Source organism: Kineococcus lubricus (assembly GCF_050871965.1).
GTDB lineage: Bacteria > Actinomycetota > Actinomycetes > Actinomycetales > Kineococcaceae > Kineococcus.
The window spans coordinates 124,508-141,183 of record NZ_JBJLSK010000002.1; the positions used below are offsets into that span (position 1 = coordinate 124,508).

19 protein-coding genes are annotated in these 16,676 nt (G+C 74.1%); 9 read left to right on the top strand and 10 right to left on the bottom strand.

Translation table 11 applies throughout. The features are described from left to right. Positions 1-41: 41 nt before the first annotated feature. The 4 genes from ACRYRX_RS01875 to ACRYRX_RS01890 are packed head-to-tail and all read right to left on the bottom strand — an operon-like array spanning position 42 to position 2,628. Positions 42-554, bottom strand: a complete 513-nt coding sequence (locus tag ACRYRX_RS01875) for a hypothetical protein (RefSeq protein ID WP_432510096.1) — start codon at positions 552-554, stop codon at positions 42-44. After that, positions 551-1,099: a hypothetical protein gene (locus ACRYRX_RS01880; protein ID WP_432510097.1), complete on the bottom strand. Its 549-nt coding sequence runs from the start codon at positions 1,097-1,099 to the stop codon at positions 551-553. Before ACRYRX_RS01880 ends, ACRYRX_RS01875 begins: the two co-directional genes overlap by 4 nt. Before the next feature lie 58 nt (positions 1,100-1,157). Continuing rightward, entirely contained in the window at positions 1,158-1,682 is a 525-nt protein-coding gene (locus ACRYRX_RS01885; protein ID WP_432510098.1) for an adenylyl-sulfate kinase, read from the bottom strand. Positions 1,683-1,692: 10 nt separating this feature from the next. Next, positions 1,693-2,628, bottom strand: a complete 936-nt coding sequence (locus ACRYRX_RS01890; protein ID WP_432510099.1) for an AraC family transcriptional regulator — start codon at positions 2,626-2,628, stop codon at positions 1,693-1,695. A 96-nt stretch (positions 2,629-2,724) separates the two neighbouring features. Between ACRYRX_RS01890 and ACRYRX_RS01895 the strand changes: the two genes are divergently transcribed. From ACRYRX_RS01895 to ACRYRX_RS01925, 7 genes are all read left to right on the top strand, one after another. After that, positions 2,725-3,591 (top strand): NmrA family NAD(P)-binding protein, encoded by an 867-nt coding sequence (locus ACRYRX_RS01895; RefSeq protein ID WP_432510100.1) that lies wholly within the window; start codon positions 2,725-2,727, stop codon positions 3,589-3,591. Further along, positions 3,588-4,016 (top strand): anthrone oxygenase family protein, encoded by a 429-nt coding sequence (locus tag ACRYRX_RS01900; RefSeq protein ID WP_432510101.1) that lies wholly within the window; start codon positions 3,588-3,590, stop codon positions 4,014-4,016. The genes ACRYRX_RS01895 and ACRYRX_RS01900 overlap by 4 nt, the downstream gene beginning before the upstream one ends. Before the next feature lie 850 nt (positions 4,017-4,866). Continuing rightward, positions 4,867-6,333: a TIGR04463 family radical SAM/SPASM RiPP maturase gene (locus ACRYRX_RS01905; protein WP_432510102.1), complete on the top strand. Its 1,467-nt coding sequence runs from the start codon at positions 4,867-4,869 to the stop codon at positions 6,331-6,333. A gap of 208 nt (positions 6,334-6,541) precedes the next feature. Then, positions 6,542-7,015 carry a Cys-every-fifth RiPP peptide CefA gene (locus ACRYRX_RS01910; protein ID WP_432510103.1) on the top strand — a complete coding sequence of 158 codons (474 nt, stop codon included), beginning with the start codon at positions 6,542-6,544 and terminating at the stop codon, positions 7,013-7,015. A 336-nt stretch (positions 7,016-7,351) separates the two neighbouring features. Beyond that, positions 7,352-7,648, top strand: coding sequence for a hypothetical protein (locus ACRYRX_RS01915; protein ID WP_432510104.1), 297 nt, complete (start codon positions 7,352-7,354; stop codon positions 7,646-7,648). Continuing rightward, entirely contained in the window at positions 7,645-8,241 is a 597-nt protein-coding gene (locus ACRYRX_RS01920; protein WP_432510105.1) for a hypothetical protein, read from the top strand. The genes ACRYRX_RS01915 and ACRYRX_RS01920 overlap by 4 nt, the downstream gene beginning before the upstream one ends. A gap of 32 nt (positions 8,242-8,273) precedes the next feature. Beyond that, the gene (locus ACRYRX_RS01925) at positions 8,274-8,876 is read left to right on the top strand and encodes a hypothetical protein (RefSeq protein ID WP_432510106.1); all 603 of its coding nucleotides are present in this window, start codon (positions 8,274-8,276) and stop codon (positions 8,874-8,876) included. Between the two features lie 32 nt (positions 8,877-8,908). On the opposite strand, the gene ACRYRX_RS01930 is transcribed toward ACRYRX_RS01925, so the two are convergent. Together ACRYRX_RS01930 and dxs are read right to left on the bottom strand one after the other, a co-directional pair. Then, positions 8,909-9,394 carry a hypothetical protein gene (locus tag ACRYRX_RS01930; protein WP_432510107.1) on the bottom strand — a complete coding sequence of 162 codons (486 nt, stop codon included), beginning with the start codon at positions 9,392-9,394 and terminating at the stop codon, positions 8,909-8,911. Positions 9,395-9,561: 167 nt separating this feature from the next. Further along, complete coding sequence (gene dxs / locus ACRYRX_RS01935; protein ID WP_432510108.1) at positions 9,562-11,505, bottom strand: 1-deoxy-D-xylulose-5-phosphate synthase; 1,944 nt, start codon at positions 11,503-11,505, stop codon at positions 9,562-9,564. 148 nt (positions 11,506-11,653) lie between these two features. Between dxs and ACRYRX_RS01940 the strand changes: the two genes are divergently transcribed. Further along, positions 11,654-12,328, top strand: coding sequence for a DJ-1/PfpI family protein (locus tag ACRYRX_RS01940; RefSeq protein ID WP_432510109.1), 675 nt, complete (start codon positions 11,654-11,656; stop codon positions 12,326-12,328). A gap of 36 nt (positions 12,329-12,364) precedes the next feature. Next, positions 12,365-13,654: an alpha/beta hydrolase family protein gene (locus ACRYRX_RS01945; RefSeq protein WP_432510110.1), complete on the top strand. Its 1,290-nt coding sequence runs from the start codon at positions 12,365-12,367 to the stop codon at positions 13,652-13,654. On the opposite strand, the gene ACRYRX_RS01950 is transcribed toward ACRYRX_RS01945, so the two are convergent. The 4 genes from ACRYRX_RS01950 to ACRYRX_RS01965 are packed head-to-tail and all read right to left on the bottom strand — an operon-like array spanning position 13,596 to position 16,607. Next, positions 13,596-14,141 (bottom strand): GNAT family N-acetyltransferase, encoded by a 546-nt coding sequence (locus ACRYRX_RS01950; RefSeq protein WP_432510111.1) that lies wholly within the window; start codon positions 14,139-14,141, stop codon positions 13,596-13,598. The genes ACRYRX_RS01945 and ACRYRX_RS01950 overlap by 59 nt on opposite strands. A gap of 43 nt (positions 14,142-14,184) precedes the next feature. After that, positions 14,185-15,387 (bottom strand): serine hydrolase domain-containing protein, encoded by a 1,203-nt coding sequence (locus tag ACRYRX_RS01955; RefSeq protein ID WP_432510112.1) that lies wholly within the window; start codon positions 15,385-15,387, stop codon positions 14,185-14,187. A gap of 46 nt (positions 15,388-15,433) precedes the next feature. Beyond that, positions 15,434-16,099, bottom strand: a complete 666-nt coding sequence (locus ACRYRX_RS01960) for a Pr6Pr family membrane protein (RefSeq protein WP_432510113.1) — start codon at positions 16,097-16,099, stop codon at positions 15,434-15,436. Between the two features lie 25 nt (positions 16,100-16,124). Then, positions 16,125-16,607 (bottom strand): Uma2 family endonuclease, encoded by a 483-nt coding sequence (locus tag ACRYRX_RS01965; RefSeq protein ID WP_432510114.1) that lies wholly within the window; start codon positions 16,605-16,607, stop codon positions 16,125-16,127. Between the last annotated feature and the right edge of the window lie 69 nt (positions 16,608-16,676).

Here is a 16,676-nt window from a genome sequence, read left to right on the forward strand (position 1 = left end):
ACTCGGAGGCGGAAGTCAACGCCCCGGTGCATGCAGAACGGTCACGGCTCGACCAGGGGCACCGCCGTCGCGGCGACCTGCGCGAGACCGTCCAGCCGCAGGGTCGTCGAGGTCGTCGGCAGCGCGGGGCCCCACGCCACGTCGACCGTCACGCACCCGTCGGCGGGCAGCCCCGGCACGCGCAGCTCGCAGGAGTCGTACCGCTCCCCCGCCGCCCACGACGCGTTGTCCTGCCGCTCGAACAGGGCGTACCGCTGCCGCCGGCCGTCCACGGTCACGTGCACGACCGGGTCGTCCGGCGAGGCCGGGAACTCCTGCCACCGGCGGCTCTGCTCGGCCGCCTCCTCCTCGCTGCGCGGCGACGGGTTCTCCGGGAGCACCGCGACGTCGCGGCAGTGGGCGACGAACCACAGCTTCAGGCCCTCCGGGAACGCGAACACGCACCGCAACCCGACCCCGATCCCCGGGGCGCGGGCCAGCACCACCGGCCCGTGCGCGAGCGCCCCCAGGCTGCCCCACGCGCCGAACGGTTCCTCGACCTCCCAGGGGTTCACGCCAGCACCTCGGGGAACCGGTGGAAGTACTTCGGGTCGGTGAGGGTCAGCACCGTCGTGGTCGTCGGCAGACCGACCTCCGGCCAGCCCGTCCGCACGGTCACGGTCCCGTCCTCCCCCGGGCGCGGGTGCCGGGGACCGGCGATCCACGGGGAGGGGAGCCACCAGTCGACGGAGATCGTCACGGCGGGCTCGAACGTCCCCGCGTCGGGGTCGCCCCGCCCGTGGCTCCAGGTCGAGTGCAGCAGCACCTCGGTCTCCCGGGGCTCACCGTCCTGGAGCACCTCGAACCGCAGGGCGCTGTGCGGTCGGGGCGGCCGGGCGGGCACCCGGCTCCTGCTCCGGCTGCGGCCGCTGCGGGGCCGGGGGCTGACGTCGTGGACCTCCTGCGCGGCCGGCCCCACCGCCTTCGTGTCGGTGGACAGCACCATCCCGTCGGGGTACCCGAAGGCGCACCGCAACCCGACGCCGATCCCGGGGCCGCGGGCGAGCACCGCGGGCCCGTGGACGACGACACCCAGCCCCTGCGTGAACGACCGGCTCACGCCCCCCACCCGACCACGCGGACCCCCTCGCGCGCACCCCCACCGCGCCGGTCGGGGATCAGGACCAGCCGACGGCGCGGGCGACCGCGGCGGCCACCGCGGCCGGTTCGTCGTGGGCGCGGACGTCGACGACGACGTCCCCGATCCCCGCCGAGTGCAGGATCGCGTCGAGCTCGGAACTGCGGTGCAGGTGCCAGTCCAGGGCGGTGCCGTCCCCGGCGTGCCGCACCTGCAACCGGTCCGCCACGACCGTCAGGTCCGGCCGCAACCGGCACACCGTCAGCGGCACCCCGACCGCGTCCTCGTACAGCCCGCGGTGCGCCGGGTCCTCCAGCACCCCCGCCAGCACGAGCCGTACGGCCCCGGCGGCCCGGTGGTTGCGGGCCACGTCCCGCAGGTTCGCCAGTTCCAGCCGCTCGTGGAAGGGGTCGTCGGGCGGGCTGGGCCAGGCGTCCCGCAGGGCGTCGAGGTCGACGACCGCGTGCGGCACCCCCGCGGCCCGCAGCACCACCCCGAGGGCGTTCGCGGTCGTGGTCTTGCCGGAACCGACGGTCCCGGTGAGCAGCAGAGCGGCCGGAGTCACCCGGGGAACGCTAACCCGTCGGCGCGGCCGCGCGGTGCTCGCGCGGGCTCGTCCCGAACTGCCGGGAGAACGCCGCGCTCAGCGCGTACGGCGACCCGTACCCGACGCGCCGGGCGACCGCGGCGAGGGTCGCACCCGGTTCCAGGAGGAGGTCGGCGGCCAGGTCCAGCCGCCACGTCGTGAGGTACCCCATCGGGGGCTGCTCCACGAGGGCGGTGAAGCGCCGCGCCAGCGTCGCCCGGCTCGTCGCGACGGCCGCCGCGAGCGATGCGGTGGTCCACGGGTGCTCGGGGCGGGTCTGGAGCAGCCGCAGCGCCGGCCCCACGACGGGGTCGGCGGCCGCGGCGTACCAGCCCGGCGCGTCGTCGGCGGCGTCGAACCAGGCCCGCAGCGCCGACACCAGGAGCAGGTCCAGCAACCGGTCCAGCACCGCGTCCTGCCCGAGGGTTTCCTGCACGACCTCCCGCGCGAGCCAGTCCAGGACGGGCCCGGTCGCGGCGTCGGCGCGCAGCACGACCAGGCGCGGCAGCGCACCCAGCAGCCGCCGGCTGATCGCCCCGTGCCCGGGGTAGGTGCCGGTGACCAGGCGGGTGCGGGGGTGGTCGCTGTTGCCCCACACCCGGGGACCGCGCCAGGTCAGCGGCACCTCGACGCCGTCGAGGGTGGTGCAGCGCTGGTCGGCGTCGATGAGCGCCTGCGGTGCGGTGCCGGGGTCGTCGGCCACCGCGTAGGGCGCCGGGCCGCGGACCACCGCCACGTCCCCGGGAGCGACCCGTTGCGGCGCAGCATCTCCGCAGAGGACCCAGGCCGATCCGGTCACGACGGCCACCACGGTGAGCGGGGCGCGGTCGTCCACCCGCAACGCCCACGGCGGTTCCAGGTCGCAGCGCAGCACGAACGCCCCGCGGGCGCGGGGGCCGGCGAGCAGGTCCGCGAGGGGGTCCACGCCCACCACCGTAGGGCGGCGCCGTGAGACGCCGGCGCATGCGGCTGCGCCGGTCGGCCATGTACGGCGCGCACCCGGCGGGCGTTGGCTGGGTCCATGACCACGACGACGAACCCCACGACCACTCCAGCGGCGGGTGCGGCGACCGGCCCCGTCCTCGTGCTCGGCGGCACGGGCACCACCGGGCGCCGGGTCGCGCAGCGGCTGCGCGAGGCCGGGCGCGACGTGCGGATCGCCTCGCGCGCCGGCCGCCCGCCGTTCCAGTGGGCCGACCCGGCGACGTGGGGGCCGATCCTCGACGGCGCGTCCGCCGCGTACGTCGCCCACGCCCCCGACCTGGCCGCCCCCGGCGCCCCCGACGTCGTCACCGCGTTCGCCCGGGAGGCCGTGCGGCGCGGGGTGGGACGCCTGGTGCTGCTGTCCGGCCGCGGCGAGGAGGAGGCCCGGCGCGCCGAGGACCAGGTGCGCCGCGTCGCCCCGGGCACGGTCGTCGTGCGCGCCAGCTTCTTCATGCAGGACTTCGACGAGAAGTTCCTCGTCGAGCAGGTCCGCGCCGGGCACGTGCGGCTGCCCGTCGCGGCGGTGCGCGAACCGTTCGTCGACGCCGAGGACGTCGCCGCCGTCGCCGCCGCGGCCCTCACCGACCCCCGGCACACGGGGGCGACGTACGAGGTGAGCGGCCCGGAACTCCTGACCTTCGCGCAGGCCCTGGCGCTGGTGTCCGCCGCCACCGGCCGAGAGGTCGCGTTCACCCGGGTCCCCGTCGCGCAGTACCGGCGGGAACTGGACGGGCAGGGGGTCCCGCCGGACGTGGTGGACCTGCTGACGTACCTGTTCACCGAGGTCCTCGACGGCCGCGGGGAACGGCTCAGCCGCGGGGTGCAGGACGCGCTGGGCCGCGAACCCGGGAGTTTCGCCGACTACGCCCGCCGCGCCGCCGCGACCGGGGCGTGGAACCGGTGAGGGCGCTCGCGCTGGCGGGCGGCGTGGGGTGCGCCGTGGTCGGCGGGGTGTTCTTCGCGTTCTCCACGTTCGTCCTGCCCGCGCTGCGGCGGCTGCCCGACGCCGACGCCGCGCGGGCGATGCGGTCCGTCAACGAGCTCGCCGTCCGGCCACCGCTGGTGCTGGCGCTGTTCGGGACCGCCGCCGCGGTCACCGTGCTGGGCGTCCTGGCGGTGCGGCGCGGGGAGGTCCGGCTCGTCGCCGGGTGCGCGGCCTACCTGCTCGGGGTCGTCGTCGTCACCGTCGTCGCGAACGTCCCGCTGAACGACCGGCTCGCGCGGGGGCAGAACGGTTTCGCCGAGTTCGCCCGGGCGTGGGCGGGGTGGAACCACGTCCGCACGGTCGCCGGGGTCGGGGCCGCGGTGCTGCTGCTCACCCGCGCCTGAAGGTCTCCGGCGATGACTTCACCCCTGCCGCGGGCGGCGCTGCCTCGCCACACGTCCAGACGAGACGTCGTTCCGGTAACGGTGGCCGCTACCGCCCCAGAACGGCTGCCCCCGGCTTCGGCTGTGCACCGCCCCGCATGGTTGGCGTCCCCTCCACCCCGACCGTAGCGGCGAGCCGGTGTCTGAGACCGGCTCCACCAGCGTTCGAGATCTCCGACTGTTCGCCGGGAGCAACACGTTCCCCGTGGTGTTGTCCCGGTTCAGCCAGGCACCACAGGCATCGCGCTCCCGCTCCTGCACCGAGAGCGGCTTCTCGCCCGGATCTTCCGCGCTCCACCACTTTGGGCTCCCGACCCGAGCGTTGCCGCATACCTCACCGGAAGCCTGAGCGCCTTGACGGAAGGATGTCGCAACGGGACGATGAGGTACCAGTCTCGCTGGCACGTGCACCTCCCGGGAGCCGTCATGCCTAGTGAAGAACGAGAAGTGCGGAATGAAGTCGTCCTCAACGTGGAGGGCGTGGAAGCCGAGACCAGACTGAACGAGCTGACGGTCGGGCAGTTCGTTCAAGTCATTTCTCAGCTCTTCGCCCAACTACCCCGATCGAGTCGCAGCAGTCCACGTGAAGTAGAAGCAGCGATAGATGCTGTGCGGCGCACCATAGGGGAACGGCGCGACGCTGAATCGCCCGCAATGCAGCGGATGATCCGAGAAGGCCAAGAGGCCATCCTCACGTCGCTCCCCGCGGTCATCAGTGAGTTAGAGAGTGCTCGCACCGAGATTATGGCGAGCCCGCGGTCGACGAAGAAGTCGACCAGGAAAAGTCCGTCCTCGCGAGGAGGCGACGGACGTGCGTGATCTCCCGACGGTCAAGCCGTCTCGGTACAACGTCTGGGTTCCACTCAAGGACGGGCGGAGCCTGCTCCATAACACTGCATCAGGAGCGCTTCTGCTGTTGGAAGCGGAGGATGGCGGACCCGTAGTCGAAGCGCTGCAGTCTGATGAGGTCCGGCTACCTCAAGACGTGCGGCGTGCCCTGCTGTACGGCGGGTTCATAGTCGAAGAGCGGTTGGACGAAGTCGAGGAGTTGCGCCTCCAGTTCGAGAGTCGCCGAGTCGATCCGACACGAATGGTGCTCACGGTGGCGCCGACCCTGGCCTGCAACTTCGGGTGCGACTACTGCTTCCAGGGAAAGGACAAACCGACGGGAAGGATGTCGAAGGACGTCGAGGCGGCCATCGTGCCGTTCTTGTCGTCGAAGTTGAGCACAGTACGTGAGTTGCACGTCGCCTGGTACGGCGGTGAGCCTCTCATGGCCATGCCCACAATCGAGTCCCTCTCAGACGAGTTGATGACCGAGTGCGCGAACAGAGGCATCCAGTACGACGCCATGATCGTCACCAACGGTTACAGCCTGACGGCCCGAGTGGCCGAAGCACTGACCAGCCGTCGCGTCAGGCTCGCCCAGGTGACACTTGACGGGGCCGCCGATTACCACAACCGACGACGCATGCTCTTGAGTGGTCGTCCGACTTTCCAGCGCATCGTCGACAACATGAAGGCCGCCATCCGGGAGACTGATTTGCGCATCGCGGTGCGGATCAACATCGACTCGAGAAACCAGGGCGAGATATTCGGCCTCATCGACGCGCTCGTCGACGAAGGCCTAGCGGACAACGAGCAGTTCTCGATCTACTTCGCACCCGTGGAAGCGATCACAGAAGGTTGCCACGGAGTTTCTTCGATGACGATGACCAAGAACAGCTACGCCAGCCTGGAAACTCGGCTCCAAGTTTACGCCTTCGAGCGCGGGTTGAGCCGATTGTCAAGCCCTACCCGTTTCAGGGGGCTATGCGGTGCGGTGCGGTCGAACGGTTTCGTGCTCACCCCCTCGGGCGATGTCCACAAGTGCTGGGACACTGTGTCCATGCCTGCACACAGGATCGGCACCGTCTTCGACGGGCCGTCCGACGCGGTGAACCGCTCCCCACTGGCGAAGCGCTGGTTGCAGTGGAGCCCCTTCGACAACGAAACCTGCCGGTCCTGTCGAATCCTTCCGTACTGCGCGGGATCATGTGCACACAAGTTCATCAATCCCTCGCAAACCATGGGAGAGGCGGCGGTGCTGCCATGTCCGTCATGGAAGTACCAGCTCGCCGAACGGTTGCTCCTCCTCGCACTGAACCAACGGGTCATAACGCGAGCTGACTACGACCTCGAAGCTGCTCACATCGACCCGACGCATCTGTGCGATGAACAACCTGTTCCGCCTCCACCGGGAGCGGGGACCTCACTCCTGCCCCTTTCGAGGGCGTGAATCGGTGCGCTTCATCCTACCTCCACAGTTCACCTCAGGAAGACGGCTCGGTGGAGGTTCGAGAGCAGCTTGCGGCGAAGACACCTGCGGGGCCGACGGCTGCAACGGCAACGGGTGCGGAGTGGACGGCTGTGGAGCCCAGGGCTGCAACGGCGATGGGTGCGCAGCGGACGTTTGTGGCTCCAACGGTTGCGGCGGAGACGCTTGCATGGCGGACTTCTGTCCTGTCGATCATTGCGGTGGCGACGCCTGCTACTCGCAGACGTGCGGAGTGGACGGCTGTGGAGCCAACGGTTGCGGGGTCGATGCTTGCGCGGCCAATGGATGTGCCGGGCAAGCGTGCGTGGTCGACGCGTGCATAGCGAACGCCTGCGCCTTGGATGCCTGCGCCGTGAACGTTCTCCCCGTACCCGGCCCAGTTCAACCTGATCCTGGGACATGCCCTTCGATCACGCCTGGCCCCGACTCCGGGACGCCGCCCGACCCCACTCCCCGACCGCCTGGCGACATCTGCCCCCTGGTACTTCCCCTCGAGTTCGTGCTCGAACCCGTCGAGGGTGTCCCCCTAGTGCTGGGGCCCTGTCCGGTCGTCACCTGGGGACTCGATGGCCCGCCCAGACCTCCCGATGCACCGGATCCTCAGAATCCTCCCGACTTCTGCCCACTGGTGTTCCCGGTCTAACAACGCGCACCGCTGAGTGCCGTGTCGTGCATTCGCAGGCGACGACGGGGTGCCGCAGTCGATCACGATTGAGGCACTGGACACCGACCGGCAGTAGCCTGATCACTTGCCTGGTCGGGACGTTGAAGGTGTTGAGGCGCTCAGGGCGTCGTCGGTCACGTCGGCGGTGGCCGAGCTCGACCGCCGCAACCGCCATGACCTCGTGCGCACTCCTGTCGCGTCGACTTCGCCGTCTCCTCGCGGCCTCACCCCGCCGGAGCAGGTCCGGTCGCTGCCGGGCGCTGGGTGTCAAGGCCGCCTTGACAGCACCCTGAGCGTCAAGGCAACCTTGACGACATGACCGCTCCTCCCGGCACCACCCCCACCCAGCAGCGCCAGCGCCGCACCCTCGTCCTCACCCTGGCCGCACCGGCGCTGGTCTGCGTCGGCGTCGCCCTGTGGGGCGGCGACAGCGGCGAGCGGCCCGACTGGCCCTTCGTGGCGGGCCTCGCCACCGGCGCCCTCCTCGCCGTGGTGCTGCTGCTCCTCGGCGTGCGGCGGATCGACGCCGCCCGCCGCGCCCAGCAGGACGCCGCGACCCTCGACGCCCTCGAACCCCTCGGCCCCGCCACCTCCCGCGGTGAGCAGCGGTGAGCAGCGTCGCCCCCAGCACCACCGCGCTGACCGAGGACGAGGTCCGCGCGCTGCGCGAAGCCGTCGCCGAAGCGGTCCTGTCCACCCCCACCGGCCTGCGCGACACCCTGGGCGACGACCCCGACGCCGCGCTGCGCCTGGTCGCCGCGACCCGCGTCGCGGCGGAGGAGACCTCCCGGCTGCTGCGCGAGGCCGTCGCCGGCGCCCGCAGCGCCGGGCACCGCTGGGACACCCTCGGCACCCTCCTCGGCGTCAGCAAACAGGCTGCGCAGCAACGCTTCGGCACCCCCACCCGCCCCGACCCGGCCCCCGGCGACGCGGGCACCCGCGAGCGCGAGGTGCTGTCCCCCATCACCTCCCTGGAGGAGATGGCCGTCCTGGCCGAGCGCGGCCGCCGCGGCTGGCACGTCGTGGACTACGGCACCCTCTTCCACGTCGTGGAAGCCTCCGACACCCAGTGGGAGCACCACCGCCAGCCCTGGACCCCCGGCGCGCGCCGCCGCCTGGAAGCCGAGGGCTGGACGCTGGTCAAGACCATGACGTTCCCCTGGGGCTACTACAAGCGCCCGCTGGACCTGCCCGCGCAGCGCTGACCACCCGCGCGCCGGTGCGGCAGGGTGGACGGGTGAGCCTGTCCGCCTGCCGCACCCCCTCCGTCGCCGACTGGATCACCGGGAGCACCCGGCCCTGGCACCGGCTGGTCAGCACAGGCCCGGCCGGTCTTCCCGCGTACGCCCGGCTCCGCTTCATCCCCGACCCCACCCACCCCGGACAGGGCGAGGGTGACGTCGACGTCGACCCGGGCCCGGACGCGCCCAGCGAGAACGACCGGATGCGGACGGCTCTGACGGTCCTCGCCGCGTACACCACCACCCCCGACGAGTGCTTCTTCGCCGTCTGGGACGGCTGGGGCCTCGTGCCGACCGACCGGACGACCCCGCGCATCGAGGTCCCGAACCGCGAGTACCTCCTCTTCCAGGGCGCCGTGTCCGACCTCGGCGACGGGCGGGAGTGGAGCCGGGTGCTCAACCCGCCGCCCCACCCGTGGCCCGGACCCGACCCGGCGTTCACGTGGCCGCGGGACCGCGCGTGGTGCCTCACGAAGGACGTCGACCCGCACTACGCCACGATCGGCAGCTCCCGCGCGGCGGTCCGGGAACTGCTGGACCACCCGGACCTGGACGTGGTGAAGCTGGACCTCGACGAGGAACCGCCCCACTACGGGTGATCCGACGGCTGATCCGGTGGCGCGGCGACCCCTCAGCCCAGCAGGCCGGCCTCCCGCACGTCCTGCACGACCGCCACCGCGGACCCCCGGGTCAGCAGCGTCAGGTCCCACACCCGGCTCGTGCCGCGGGAGGGCCGGCGCAGCGACCACCGCACGCCGACCGCTCCGCTGCGGTCCACCTGGACGCCGACGCGGGTCCCGTCGACCTCGAGGACCGTGGAGTCGCCCGGGTGGTCCGGCGCGTGCCGGCGGTGGACCGTCGACCGCGGCCACGGTCGGTCGTCCGGCGGCAGTTGCCCGTAGAGGGAGGTGAGCTCGGAGTCCAGCACGGACCAGCCGGCGGCGTGCCGCCAGTCCAGGTCCGGCGGCAGGTGGAAGACGGCGAACGCCGACGTCGACGGCCTCCCGCGCTCGTCCACGTCGAAGGACGGTTCGCCGTCCCGCCCCGGGACGGCCAGCACCTCGCGACGGCCGGCGACCGCTCGCGGTGGTAGCCGCAGGACCGGGGCGCCGGTCACCAGCCGCAGCCTGACCTCCGTCACCGGCACCCACGCGTGGTGCAGCGAGTCGCCGCCGCTGCGACCTCCCGCACCGAACCCCTCAGCGATCCCGTCGCCGGGGACCAGCGCTCCGAGTGCCCGGACCACGTCGCACGGCAACGCCGACCGCGCCCCCACCTGCGGGGTCAGTCCCCCAGGTCGGTCCACGAGGGCGCGGGGTCCCGCAGGGGCCGCGCCTGCGGCAGCCGCGTCCCGATGACCTGGTCGATGATCCGGTGGGCGATGGACTGCGGGTCCAGCCCCGCGTCGCGCAGGATCTCCGCGCGCGAGGCGTGGTCGAGGAACCGGTCCGGCAGGCCGAGCTCGGTGACCCCGGTGTCGACGTCGGCGGCGCGCAGGTCCTGCCGCAGCCGCGTGCCCACGCCACCGACCCGCACGCCGTCCTCCAGGGTGACGACGAGCCGGTGCTCGCGGGACAGCTCCACGAGCGAGGCCGGGACCGGGACCACCCAGCGGGGGTCGACGACCGTCGCGCCGATGCCCTGCGCCGCCAGCAGGGCCGCGACCTCCAGGGCCGTCGTCGCGAGCGCGCCGACGGCCACCAGCAGCACGTCCCGGCCGTCCTCGGGGGCGTCCCGGAGCACGTCGACGCCGTCGGGCAGCCGGCGCTCGGCGGGGACGTCGTCGCCGACGGACCCCTTGGGCCAGCGCAGCACGGTGGGGGCGTCGTCCACGGCGACCGCCTCGGCCAGTTCCTCGCGCAACGTCGCGGCGTCGCGGGGCGCCGCGATGCGGATGCCGGGGACCACCTGCAGCAGCGCCAGGTCCCACATGCCGTGGTGGCTGGGCCCGTCCGGGCCGGTCACGCCGGCGCGGTCGAGGACGAACGTGACCCCGGCCCGGTGCAGCGCGACGTCCATGAGGACCTGGTCGAAGGCGCGGTTCAGGAACGTCGCGTAGAGCGCGACGACGGGGTGCAGACCGCCGTAGGCCAGGCCCGCGGCGCTCGTCACGGCGTGCTGCTCGGCGATCCCGACGTCGAGCACCCGGTCGGGGTGGCGCTCGGCGAAGGCGTGCAACCCGGTGGGCCGCAACATGGCCGCCGTGATCGCGACCAGGCGGGGGTTCTGCTCGGCCAGCTCGACGAGCTCGTCGGAGAACACCGAGGTCCACGAGCGGCCCGAACTGGCCTCCAGCGGTTCGCCGGTGGTGGGGTCGATGCGCCCCACGGCGTGGAACTGGTCGGCCTGGTCGCGCAGGGCCGGTTCGAAACCGTGGCCCTTCTCGGTGATGGCGTGGACCAGGACGGGCGTGCCGTAGTCGCGGGCCTGCCGCAGCGCCTGCTCCAGCGCCTCCTGGTCGTGCCCGTCGACGGGCCCGACGTACTTGATGTCGAGGTTGGAGTACAGCGCCTCGTTGTCGGTGAACCGGGCCAGGAACCCGCGCATCCCGCCGCGCAGGCCCCGGTACACCGCCCGCCCGGGTCCGCCGAAGCGCGCGGCCGCGGCCTGGCTCTTCTCGTGCAGCTCCCGGTACTCGCGGCGCGTGCGGACGGTGCTGAGGAACCGGGCCATGCCGCCGATGGTGGCGCCGTAGGAGCGGCCGTTGTCGTTGACGACGATGATCAGGCGCCGGTCGTTGTCGTGGGAGATGTTGTTCAGCGCCTCCCACGTCATGCCCCCCGTCAGGGCCCCGTCGCCGACCACCGCGACGACCGTGCGGTCGGACTGCCCGCTGAGCTGGAAGGCGCGGGAGATGCCGTCGGCCCACGACAGGGACGCCGAGGCGTGCGAGGACTCGACGATGTCGTGCTCGGACTCGGCGCGCTGCGGGTACCCGGCCAGGCCACCGCGCTCGCGCAACCGCGAGAAGTCCTGCCGGCCGGTGAGCAGCTTGTGCACGTAGGACTGGTGGCCGGTGTCGAAGATGAACGGGTCGTGCGGGGAGTCGAAGACGCGGTGCAGGGCGAGGGTCAGCTCCACGACGCCGAGGTTGGGCCCCAGGTGCCCACCGGTCTTGGCGACCTCCGCGACGAGGAACCGCCGGATCTCGGCCGCCAGGTCGACCAGCTGCGCCTGGGTGAGCCCGTCCAGGTCTCGGGGGGACCTGATCCGTTCGAGCAGGGTCACGGGTGCTCCTCTCGTCTGCCCAGGCAGCTTAGGTCCCGCGACGGCGGGCCGCGCGGGGCGCCCCGGGCCGCACCGGTGGCAGGAAGTGGGCGGACCCTGACCTCCTCGCCCCTGTCGGCGGGGCGCCGGTGCCGGGCACCCTGCACGCATGACCTCCCCCGCTGCCCCCGCGCGCCGCGTCGGCCTCGTCCTGTTCGACGACGTCGAGGTGCTCGACGCGTGCGGCCCCTTCGAGGTGTTCTCGGTGGCCAACCGCGTCGCCGTGCGCGACGGACGGCCCGCCCCGTTCGAGGTGGTCCTCATCGCCACCGGCGACGGCCCGGGCGCGCGGGCGCGCGGCGGCCTGCGGCTGGGCGCCGACCACCGCCTCGCCGACGCCCCCGCGTGCGACGTGGTCCTGGTGCCCGGCGGCGTGGTCGACGCGGCCGCGGCGGACCGGGAGCTGCTGACCTGGCTGGCCCGGGCCCGCGGGCACGCCGAGGTGGTGGCGTCGGTGTGCACGGGCGCGTTCGTCCTGGCCGCGGCCGGGCTCCTGGACGAGCGCGAGGTCACGACCCACTGGGAGGACGTGGCGGACCTGCGGGCCCGCTGGCCGCACCTGCGGGTCGTGGAGGGCGTGCGGTACGTCGACCACGGGGACGTGGCGACGAGCGCCGGGATCAGCGCCGCGCTCGACCTGGCCCTGCACCTGGTGGCACGGCTGGCCGGGCGCGACCTGGCCGTGGCGACGGCGCGGCAGATGGACTACGCGTGGCGGGACGAACCGGTCGCGGGTGGGCCCGTCGGTGGACGGGCGGCCGGGGAACCTCAGCCCGTGGCCTGACGTGCCGCCCCGGCCCGTCCGGGACAGTTCGGTCCCGTGGTCGCGGACGTGGGGATGTGGGTGGCGGTCCTGGGGGCCGCGGGGTGCGTGGGGTCCTCCCTGCTGAGGCGGCGCGCCGCCGCGCTGACGGCGGGGGCGGTGGCGCTCGCCGGGGTGGTCGTGGCGGGGTTCGACGGCGGGTTCCGCTGGCAGCTGGTCCCGTCGCTGCTGGCCGTCGCCGTGACGCTCCTCGCGCTGGTCACCGGCGGGCGGCGGACCGCCGCGGTGGTGGGCGTGGTGGCGGTGGCGGCCGGAGCGGCGGCGGTGTGGGCGTTCCCGCCGCTGCGGCTGCCCGGACCGTCCGGCCCGCACCCGGTGGGCGTCACGGAGTTCTCCTGGACGGGCCCGCGGGCGGAGTCCGGGCAGACCGCGGACTGCCCGGTGTCCGAGGTCGTCGCGCAGGTCTGGTACCCGGCGGCGGACCCCGGTGGGGAACCCGCCCCGTACCTGGGGCGGGACGGGGGCGAGGCCCGGCAGGTCGCGGGGGCGCTGGCCGACACGTTCGGGGTCCCGGGGTTCCTGCTGCGGGAGGCCGCGGTCGGGCGGGGGCGCGCGGTCGCGGGGACCCCGGCGGCGCGGGGCCGGTTCCCCGTGGTGCTGTTCTCCCCGGGGAACCTCGGCGTGCGGCGGCAGAACTCGGCGTGGGCCACCGACCTCGCCGGCCACGGCCTCGTCGTCGTCGCCCTCGACCACCCGTGCGACTCCGCGGTCGTCGTCGGACCGGACGGCCGGGCGGTCCGGTCCACGGTGGGCGCCACCGGTGACGACGCCCGGGACGACGTGAACGCCGGGGCCCAGGTCACGGCGCGGGCGCGGCAGCTCGTCTCCGCGCTGGACGAACTCACCCGCCAGGACACCGCGAACCCGGTGCTGGGCGGTCACCTGGACCTGGGGCGCGTCGCCGCGACGGGGCACTCCCTGGGCGGGGCGGCCGCGTTGCGCGCCGCGACGCTGGACGACCGGATCGACGCCGTCGTCGACGTCGACGGTTTCCCCCGGGGGGCCGCGGGGGTCGACGTGCCGGTCCTGGTCCTGGTCGCCGGACGCGGCACGGGGAACCCGCAGAACGACGCCGGGTACGCGCGGGCCGTGCGGGAGGTGACGGCGGACTCCCCCGACGGGCGGGTCGTGGAGGTCCCGGGCGCCTCGCACCTGACGTTCACCGACGCGCCGCTGTTCCTGCCGCCGGTCCCCGGTCTGGTGGGTTCGCTGGGGCGCGACGGGGCGGTCAGCGCGACGGTGGGCCCGGTGCGGGAGTTCCTGGCCGACGTCCTGGGTCCGTCGTGACGTCGCCCGCGAAGACCATCAGCAGTCCCCGGCCGTCGGCGGTCCGGTCACCGGTGGGCACGAAACCCGCGCGCCGCCAGGCCCGCACGGCGCGCACGTCGTCGGCGGCCGGGTCCACCGTGAGCCCCCGCCAGCCGCGACGGGTCAGTTCCGCCGCCAGCGCCCGGGCCACCACCGGTCCCAGGCCGCGGCCCTGCGCGTGCGCGGCGAGGAACATGTCCAGTCCGCACCGGTCGCCGTCGCGCCACGCCTGGACCAGCCCGACCGGCCCGGCCGCGGTCTCCACGAGGTGGACGACGACGTCGGGCAGCCGCGCCCCGGTGTACTTCGCCTGCACCTCCGCCAGCGGCACGGGCGCACCGCCCCACCCCCGGTGCACCCGTTCGTCGCCGAGCCAGCCGGTGATGGTCCCCGCGTCGGCGGGACGGGACAGGCGCAGGCGCACCCCCGGGGCGACCGCGAGTTCCGACGGGTAGTTCCAGGCCACGCACCGACGGTAGGGCCGGACCGGGCGCGTGGACCCCCGACGCTCACCCGCAGGTGGCGGCGAGCCCGGCGACGACGGCCGCGTTCGCCGGCGTCGCCACGGGGTCGGTGGCGGGGTCGACGGCGGCGCCCGTCCACACGAGCGACGCCTGCCGCTGCCCGTCGGGGGAGGACAGCGCCAGCGCGCGGTACCCGACGCCGTTGCCGCGCTGGCCGAAGACGAGCGCGGGGGCCTGCCCCTGCGGCGGGGGGAACGTCCCGCACGGGTCGCCGCCGGCGAGCAGGCCGAGGCCGTACCCCTCGGCCCCGATCGCCTCCATCTGCGCGACGCCCTCGGGGGAGACGAGCTCCCCGGTGAACAGGGCGCGGAAGAAGGCGTTGAGGTCGGGCGCGGTGGAGACGACGGCGGCACCCGCGCCCCACGCGGAGGGTTCCTGCTCGGTGGTGTCGAACCCTCCGGGTCCGGGGCCGGTGTCGGGGAACTGGTAGCCGCGCAGGGCGCCGGCCGGCATCGAGGGGTCGTCGGGGTAGGTGGTGCCCGTCATCCCGGCGGGTTCGAACACGCGCTCGCGCAGGACCGCGCCGAGGTCGTCACCGGTGACGTGCTCGACGAGCATCCCCAGGACGACGTAGTTCTCGTTGGAGTAGGAGAACGCCGCTCCCGGCTCGCCGGTCCAGGGCAGGGCGAGGGCGGCGTCGACCCGTTCCCGCGGAGTCCAGGTGCGACGCACCGACGCGACGAGCGCCTGCGCGGAGGACGAGTCCCACCCGACCGACGGCAGGCCGCTGGTGTGGTCGAGCAGCTGGCGCACGGTGATCCCGCGGTCGGCGGGCAGGACGCCGGGCAGCACGGCGTCCACCGGGTCGTCGAGGCCGAACTCGCCGTCCTCGGCGAGCTGCACGACGACGGTCGCGACCATCGACTTCGTGACGCTCGCGACCCGGGTGGGGGCGTCGACGGCGGGGGCGCGGTCGGCGCCGGGGCCGCCCGCCGGGCCGAGGGTTCCCGCGGTCCCGGTCCAGGTGCGGTCGCCGTCGCGGACCTCCAGGACGGCGCCGACTGCTCCGGCGGCGACGACGGCGTCGAGCGCGGTGCGCACCGGCCCGGGCAGCGGCTCGGCGGGAGTGGCGGTGGTGGTGACGGTGGTCGAGGTGGCGGCGGGGGGTTCGACGCTCGACGCGGTCGAGCAGGCGGTCAGGGTGAGGGCGAGGGCGGCGCAGAGGGTCGGGACGCGACGGTCGGCCATGCACGGATTCTTGATCGACACCCGTCGCCCTGCACGCCGGGCGGTGTCACCGGCCGGGCGGGGCGGGAACCGGCCGCATCGAGCGGTCCAGCCGGTGGAACACGACGAGCAGCAGCACCGACAGCACGACGACGATCCCGGTGTTCCTCGACGCCGGCCAGAACCCCAGCTCGCCCGCGTCGAGGAACGGGTACGGGTACCAGCCGGTGACGGCTCCGCGCACGAACGTGCACGCGACCCACGCCAGCGGCCACACCAGCGCCCACGCCACGACCCGCCCGCCGCCGCGCGGGCGCGGGCCGAACAGCAGCCAGCCCACGACGGCCATCACCGGGGAGACGTAGTGGAACCCCGCGTTGATCCACCAGGCGACCCCCGTGGGGTGCAGGTGGGGGGCCAGGACCGCGCCGAACACCAGGCCGGTGACGGTGATGCCGAGCAGCGCGTCCAGCCGCAGGACCCGCCACAGGCGCCCGTCGCGGGCGGGGTCGGCCGCGAGGGTGACGGCGGTGAGCAGGACGAGCAGGTTGCTCTGCACGGTGAAGAAGCTGAGGAAGCGCACGAACCGCGTCCCGAGGGGGACGGGCCCGGACTCCCCGGAGTTCGCGTCGGCGCCCCCGTCGAGCAGCAGCACCGCCTGCGCGGCGAGGCAGGCCGCGACGACGACGGCGAGGACGGCGTGCCAGGCGCGGGAAGCGGTGGGGGACCTCACCCGGCCATCCTGCCGGGGCGCCGGGTCACCAGCCGAGGAGCTGCGCCACCTCCGCCGCCTCCGGGCCCGGTTCCCCGCTCGCGCCGGGACCGTCGCCGCCGACGATCTCGACCGTGCGCTGCCCGGGGTCGACCAGCCAGACCTCGCGGACACCGCGCGCGAGGTGGAACGGCACCTTCGCCCGGCTCGCGTCGTCCGGGGAGACGATCTCCACCACGACGCGGGCGGTCGGGACGTAGAGCCCCAGGTCCTCGCCCGCCGGGACGAAGCCGAGGCCGGGCACGCGGAAGTCGTGCTCCACGCCCGGGTCGAACCCGGTCAGTCCCTCGAGAGCCCGATCCGCTGCCCGCTCGTGGAGGGCTGCGACGAGCCGGGTCGCCAACCGTGCGCGGCTGGCGTGAGCGTGGGGTGTCACGTGGTAGATCCCGTTCCAGATCTCGTCGCGTCCGTCCAGACCGAGCGCTCTGCGGCGCTCCGACCAGTCGTCGAGCGCCCCTCCGTGGGCCACGAACGTGGTGGGTGCGGTCCACGACCGGGCGGGACGCCGGTGCCCGCCGGGAACCCCGTGGCGGACCGG

What these genes read in the sequence shown, in the direction of transcription:
- ACRYRX_RS01895 (WP_432510100.1), top strand. Translation starts at nt 2,725, where the DNA reads ATGACCACGACGACGAACCCCACGACCACTCCAGCGGCGGGTGCGGCG.
- ACRYRX_RS01910 (WP_432510103.1), top strand. Translation starts at nt 6,542, where the DNA reads ATGGCGGACTTCTGTCCTGTCGATCATTGCGGTGGCGACGCCTGCTAC.
- ACRYRX_RS01915 (WP_432510104.1), top strand. Translation starts at nt 7,352, where the DNA reads ATGACCGCTCCTCCCGGCACCACCCCCACCCAGCAGCGCCAGCGCCGC.
- ACRYRX_RS01940 (WP_432510109.1), top strand. Translation starts at nt 11,654, where the DNA reads ATGACCTCCCCCGCTGCCCCCGCGCGCCGCGTCGGCCTCGTCCTGTTC.
- ACRYRX_RS01955 (WP_432510112.1), bottom strand. Translation starts at nt 15,387, where the DNA reads ATGGCCGACCGTCGCGTCCCGACCCTCTGCGCCGCCCTCGCCCTCACC.